The sequence below is a fragment of the Anoxybacillus suryakundensis genome, from assembly GCF_001418025.1.
GTDB classification, from domain to species: Bacteria; Bacillota; Bacilli; order Bacillales; family Anoxybacillaceae; genus Anoxybacillus; species Anoxybacillus tengchongensis.
On record NZ_LIOK01000034.1, the window covers coordinates 1 to 6,245 of the forward strand.

General features: G+C 41.4%; 6 protein-coding genes and 2 pseudogenes. 5 read left to right on the top strand and 3 right to left on the bottom strand.

Going from position 1 to position 6,245, the window contains the following annotated elements; translation table 11 throughout:
- A partial coding sequence (locus ASC42_RS13430; RefSeq protein ID WP_245191207.1) for a sigma factor-like helix-turn-helix DNA-binding protein occupies positions 1–191 on the bottom strand: 191 nt, incomplete at its 3' end.
- A 71-nt stretch (positions 192–262) separates the two neighbouring features.
- Here ASC42_RS13430 and ASC42_RS13945 point away from each other — a divergent pair.
- From ASC42_RS13945 to ASC42_RS13445, 3 genes are all read left to right on the top strand, one after another.
- The gene (locus tag ASC42_RS13945) at positions 263–631 is read left to right on the top strand and encodes a hypothetical protein (protein ID WP_055442101.1); all 369 of its coding nucleotides are present in this window, start codon (positions 263–265) and stop codon (positions 629–631) included.
- Positions 632–642: 11 nt separating this feature from the next.
- Complete coding sequence (locus ASC42_RS13440) at positions 643–1,101, top strand: DUF4304 domain-containing protein (RefSeq protein ID WP_042382762.1); 459 nt, start codon at positions 643–645, stop codon at positions 1,099–1,101.
- Positions 1,102–1,403: 302 nt separating this feature from the next.
- Positions 1,404–2,924 (top strand): RHS repeat domain-containing protein, encoded by a 1,521-nt coding sequence (locus tag ASC42_RS13445; RefSeq protein ID WP_077429605.1) that lies wholly within the window; start codon positions 1,404–1,406, stop codon positions 2,922–2,924.
- 789 nt (positions 2,925–3,713) lie between these two features.
- Here ASC42_RS13445 and ASC42_RS13875 read toward each other — a convergent pair.
- A pseudogene (locus ASC42_RS13875) lies at positions 3,714–3,962 on the bottom strand (IS4 family transposase); the annotation flags it as partial.
- A gap of 275 nt (positions 3,963–4,237) precedes the next feature.
- Positions 4,238–4,798 (bottom strand): annotated as a pseudogene (locus ASC42_RS13880) (transposase); the annotation flags it as partial.
- 83 nt (positions 4,799–4,881) lie between these two features.
- On the opposite strand from ASC42_RS13880, the gene secG reads away from it, so the two are divergent.
- Together secG and ASC42_RS13455 are read left to right on the top strand one after the other, a co-directional pair.
- Positions 4,882–5,115, top strand: coding sequence for a preprotein translocase subunit SecG (gene secG / locus ASC42_RS13450; RefSeq protein ID WP_009362284.1), 234 nt, complete (start codon positions 4,882–4,884; stop codon positions 5,113–5,115).
- A gap of 31 nt (positions 5,116–5,146) precedes the next feature.
- Complete coding sequence (locus ASC42_RS13455) at positions 5,147–5,905, top strand: alpha/beta hydrolase (RefSeq protein WP_280790538.1); 759 nt, start codon at positions 5,147–5,149, stop codon at positions 5,903–5,905.
- Positions 5,906–6,245 lie beyond the last annotated feature (340 nt).

A 6,245-nucleotide genomic window follows, 5' to 3' on the forward strand; every position in this document is an offset into this window, starting at 1 on the left:
AAGACTCGCTTTGTTTCATCGGAATACTCCTTTCCATGATAGTTTTTCTGCCGATGAATGGCGGTTGGAGCCTCATTCTGTTTTAGATATTTGCTTACGGTATTTCTTGAAATCCCTAATTTTTGAGCAATTTGTCGTTGGGATAGCCCTTCTACCTCATGCAAGAATTTGATATGATGAAATTGAGCCATCTTGATCATCCTTTTTCTCTCCCTCTGATGAAAAGTTTAGGCACTTTCAATCATAAGGGAGGTAATGAAAATTGGAAATCAGGTGGCTCATTTTTTATGTGATCGAACCCTTCAAAAGTGGCTCAATTTTAAATTATCAAATACATAAGTATATTATTAGAAGTAAAACATATACAAAATCTAGTTTAAAACTTGGCCGACAGATGCATAAACAATATATGGCTCATTTGCATAATCCAACAAAAGGAAGGTATAAAGAATATAATGAGATACCAGGAATTCGTCCAGATTTTGTGGACTTCAATACAGGAACAATCTATGAATTAAAGCCTTATAATCCTAGAGCAATCGCTCAAGGAAAGCGACAGTTAAAAAAATATAAGCGAATATTTGAACAAGAACGTGGAGGAAAATGGAAAACAGTTTTGCATGTTTATTAAGGGGTGATAGAATGGATAAATCTGAATTTATAAAATATTTAGATGATTTGTTTAAATCTCATTCTTTTAAAAAGAGGGGAAATCAGTGGAGCTTTAGTAATGATGAGATTATAAAAATAATTAGATTATCAAAATCAAGATACGGTAATTTTTACTATATTTATTACGGATTTATTATAAAAAACCTTGAGCTTGGTCGTTCTATGATGCATGTTTCCCATGGGCTAGGTTCCTTGGATGATAAAGAAAATGCAAGAATCATGGAGTTATTAGATTTTGATCTTTCTATACCTGACGAAGATAGAAAGAATGAACTAAAAAAGTTTATTGAAAGAGAGATATTTGGAATGTTCAACAAGATTCATACTGAAGAGGATCTGTTAATGGAATTAAAGAAACGTGATCATTTAAATGACATTCCATTATGCGTGAAAAAATATTTTAAGTTAGAAGATGTCGATGAATGTTAAGAGTGTTTTATTTCGAGTTAGAACGAAGTAACAGATGTATTTTAGCTTCCTAGCCTTAGGAGAGTATATGCCTCTCTTAAGGTTTTTTTCTTTTTAGGAGAGGCTTTCCAAAACCGAGCTTAAGAAAGGAAATCTGCGGGTGGCAAACAATCGCATTGTTGTTAAAAATGAAATTTATAATTTAGAAAAAGTGGAAAAGAGTTGATTCGACGATCTCGGATCAATGACAACAGTTCCTGTTCTCGCATGGATCGTTTAGCCAAACCGTCACCTATCAATACAACGCCTTGGACCAAAATACCATCGTCCAAGACGGAACGTATACGTATCGCTTTGATTATGACGAAAGAGGACACGTTCGCACATTTACGACTGGAAACGGAGCGGGAGCCACCTTCACGTATGATGACCGCGGCTTGGTGAAAAGTCTGTCAGTGGGGACGGCAGATGGAACCGAGTTATTGGCGGAAACGTACCGTTATGACGAAAACGGCAATCGGACAGAAATCGCCATCCCGACCGGCGCGAAGACGCTCTATCGTTATGACGCCTTAGATCAACTAGTGGAAGAGCAATGGCCGGATGGAACGACGATCGAGTACACGTACGATGGATTCGGGAACCGGACGAAAATCGTGAAAACGAAAGAGGGATCATCCACGACGACGACGGCCGATTATAATGCGGCGAATCAGTTGGTTCGTTTCGGCGATGAAACGATCACGTACGATGCGAACGGCAACCGGACCGAAGACAGTGAGTACCAATATGAATGGAACGAAGCCGATCAGCTTGTCGCTATCACTCGAAAAGGAGAAAGCGCGCCGTTTGTCACATACAAATATGACGACGACGGTCGCCGCATTCAAAAGACCGTGAATGGCGTGGTAACGAACTACCACTACCAAGGCGACAGCCTCAACGTCTTATATGAAACCGACGCGAGCGGAAATGTGGTACAATCGTATGTATACGGAGAAAACGGCCAGCTGTTGGCAATGAAAAAAGGCGGGGCGACGTACTTCTACCACTACAACGCGCATGGCGATGTCATCGCGTTAACCGATGCGCAAGGAAACGTGGTCGCTCGTTACGAGTACGACACATGGGGCCAGCTTCTTTCAAAATCCGGTGAGATGGCAGACGAAAACCCTTATCGCTATGCGGGATATCAATATGACGAAGAGACGGGACTATACTATTTGATCGCCCGATACTACCACCCGACCCATGGTGTGTTCTTGTCCATGGACCCTGATCCGGGAGATTCGGATGATATTCTAACCCAAAACGGCTACACATATGCGAACAACAATCCGGTGATGATGGTCGATCCGGATGGGCATTTTGTTTGGATGGCGATTAATGCGGGATTGGCGGCGTATGATGGGTATAAGGCGTACAAGGCAGGAAAAGGATGGAAAGGTGTTGCGTTTTCCGCTGCGTTCGGTTTGGTTGGTGGAGGAAGATTAAAGGCAGCTAGGTCAGCTGGATTAGCTGCTGAGAAATATCTTGCTAGAAGGTTAGGAGCTAAACCAGTGCATATTCAAAGAATATTTAATATTGGCAAAACAAAAAGACGAGCGGATATTGTAAAAAATGGTACACTACATGAAGTTAAAGTAGGAAGAGTCTCAGCTTCTATTTTCACAAGGGCACAGGTTGCAAAAGATGCATGGTTATTAAAAAATAGGAAAGTGAAAAGGGTGCACTGGAATTTCTATATAAGTTCAAGAACTGGTAAAGTAGATCCAAGTAGAAGTCTTAGAAAGCTTTTAAAGAAGCATGGTATATCATATAGCATACACCGTGAAAGTTTTTAACCAGTAAGGAGCGATTTTATGTCTAATAAAGATAAGATGATTAGTGCTTTAAAGAAAATAGTAGTCCCAGAGTTAAAAAGCAGGGGATTCAAGGGTAGCTTTCCTCATTTTAGGAAACAAGGGGGCAGCTGGGGTATCTATTATCGTTTCAATTTGATAAATGGGGGGGAGGATTTTTAATAGAGATTGGGGTAGCGAAAGTTAATGAAGAAGGAAAAGTAAAGATTGATAATCTCATCCGTCCATTTCAAAAGTTAAATGCTTTTCACTTAAACAATCGCTTCAGAATCTTGGAACATAAAAATGGCAATAAGGATTGGTTTAGATTTGATAACGAAACACAAAACTTAGAAGAAGCAGAGTTTATGGAAATAGCTAAGAATGTCTTACCCTATTTAGATGTTGCAGACGATTGGTTTGAAAAGATAAAACAAAAGCAAACTGTACGATAGAACAAATTTGACGACACGCTTATTTTATATTATAGCGTTGTCGTCTTTTTAGTTAGACCATTGATAATGTAACTATTCAGCTCACTTTATGATGTGGCTGAATAGTTACTTTGTTCATTAATAAGTGGAAGTTTAAGTTATGTCCTGGCTCATAAGAAGATACCTAGGTATCAAAGAAAATTGTTGTATAAAGATTTTTTGCTTTGTATCCTTATTACGAACCTTTAAGGAAACATTTAGAAAAATCCTCCCATTTTTCTGAAGAATTAAAAGTTCATGAAAGGGTTCGGGAATTACTTTTAGAAGTCGTTAAATCATACTAAGGCACGGCTGATGATTATCCAAAATTAGGCATACTTCTCCCGGAAATGTGAGTATACTCAAATAAGACAGCTGCCATCTCGGATTTCCATTCGAGAGGAAGTTGCCCAGAGAAAAAACGACGGACAAACGAAAGAAAGGAAAGAGACGAGGTTGTCCGTTTTTCCGTTCGGGGATATAGCCATCTTAGTAACACATAAGCGATAAATGCTGCAAACAGTTGGTTGTATACCGCGTGCTCGTTCGTGCCAAATAAGGTCGGAATGTAAATGTCAAAATAAGAATGCACAATTTTGATTGTATAGTGATGTACAAAAATGATTTTATGGATAATTATGTTATTAAGTGGTGGATAGTAATAACTTGACATGGAGCCTCTACGGGCATGACTTACGAGCCAAGAAACCAGCAATATCAATAGCTGGCTCCGCCTAACAAGGCTATCATGCCCGCCTCTCCATGTAAAGTTGCCCTAAGGCAATGAGAGAAACTATATAGCTTTAAACAATCATTTTTGTACATAGTTAAATTAGCATTTCCAGTCGGAACGTTTAGATATTGCTTCAGCCAACGGAAAAACACTTCCACCGTCCAACGCACTTGATACATTTCGGCAATCTTTTCTGCCGATGCTTCCAAGACGTTCGTGACGACACGGATGTCATGCCTGTTCGCATTCTGAAAGATCACGACGCGATGGCGTTTCTTGGAACGACATTGTTTTGTTCCTAACTGGCAAGTAAAATACGCACGATCGAAGAGGTGGAGGAAGAAAGGTGTTAGTGACAGTCGTGGAATCTACTACACGCAACGCTTTCGGAAGCGAAGCGAACGGCGGGTGTGGCGATTGCATTTCGAAACCACCAAAGCAAATAAGCGCTTCATCACGTCGTACGGAACTTCTTTCGCTTTCTTAGAAACCGTCGAGTAATGAAACGTTGGCAACCCGTACATCTTCGCCACATCGGTGCCATGACGGAAACTTTTCCTTTCGTGAAGTGACGCCAACAGAAAAAAGGCAACCAACGTACGCACCGTAAACGTCCGCGAAGTGTCATGGTAGCCAACGGCTTCGATCATCGATTGGAGATCTTCATCAGATCTTTTCGTCCGTTGTACAAATGAATGTTGTTATGTTAAAATAAAACTATTGTGATTGATGTGCGTCGTTGGAGGTGTAAAGTATGCATACGTTTCTTGTTACGTTGCTTGTCATTGTTTCGATCGGAATGATTGCGGTTGTTTTATTGCAATCCGGTCGAAGCGCAGGGCTTTCGGGTGCGATTACAGGCGGGGCTGAACAATTGTTCGGCAAACAGAAAGCACGCGGGATTGATGCGGTGTTGCACCGTGTGACTGTTGTTCTTGCCGTGTTGTTTTTCGTATTAACAGTAGCTGTCACTTATTTTGAACTGTAACAGCGGTCCAGCGATGCGGATCGCTTTTTTCATGGAGAAGGGAGGAATTGTTGTGAAGCTAGTTGCACCACAACCGTTTACGTTTGAAGCAGGTGAACGGGCAGTATTGTTATTGCACGGATTTACCGGAAATTCTGCCGATGTACGGATGCTTGGACGTTTTTTACAGTCAAAAGGATATACGTGCCACGCCCCAATTTATAAGGGACATGGCGTGCCGCCAGAAGAACTTGTGCATACCGGCCCGGAAGATTGGTGGCAAGATGTGATGAACGCTTACGAATATTTAAAACAAAACCATGAAAAAATCGCTGTTGTTGGATTATCGCTTGGCGGTGTGTTTTCGTTAAAACTTGGCTATACTGTTCCTGTCGTGGGCATCGTGCCGATGTGCGCCCCGATGTATATCAAAAGTGAACAGACGATGTATGAAGGAGTTTTAGCGTACGCTCGCGAATATAAAAAGCGAGAAGGAAAAAGCGAGGAGCAAATCGAGCGAGAAATGGCGGAGTTTGCGAAAACGCCGATGAAAACATTGAAAGCACTGCAACAACTTATTGCTGATGTGCGCGATCATTTAGATTTCATTTATGCGCCTGTTTTTGTTGTACAAGCGCGTCATGATGACATGATTAACCCGGATAGTGCAAATATTATTTATAACGGCGTTGAATCTCCAGTAAAACAAATAAAATGGTATGAGGAGTCAGGACACGTCATTACGCTTGATAAAGAAAAAGAACAGCTTCATGAAGACATTTATACGTTTTTAGAATCATTAGATTGGTAATCCTCGGTAGCGTCAAAAAATCTATGAAAAGTCATCACGGGCTACCTTTTGAAGGGAAATAAAGGGGATGGTGGAATCGGATTCGCCCTTGACCAACACTCGCCAAAGGAGAAAAACGGTCAGTAAGGGCAAGGGCAGAAAAGAAGGGCATAGGAAAGCAGCCCTTGCCCTATCCTGATTTTACCTTTGGCGAGGTTCGGATGGTCAAGGGTACGCTCCGCCGAATCCGTCCTTAGGATGCGGCTTGTTGGGTCAACATCTCTTGAGCCATGACAATGAGCCTTGCCCAACGTGCCGGCATATGCGGAAGGCTCTCTAACGCTGGGATGACGACCGGTAC

Excerpts from the sequence above, each read along its gene's own strand:
- secG (WP_009362284.1), top strand. The coding sequence starts at position 4,882 with ATGCATACGTTTCTTGTTACGTTGCTTGTCATTGTTTCGATCGGAATG.
- ASC42_RS13455 (WP_280790538.1), top strand. The coding sequence starts at position 5,147 with ATGGAGAAGGGAGGAATTGTTGTGAAGCTAGTTGCACCACAACCGTTT.
- ASC42_RS13440 (WP_042382762.1), top strand. The coding sequence starts at position 643 with ATGGATAAATCTGAATTTATAAAATATTTAGATGATTTGTTTAAATCT.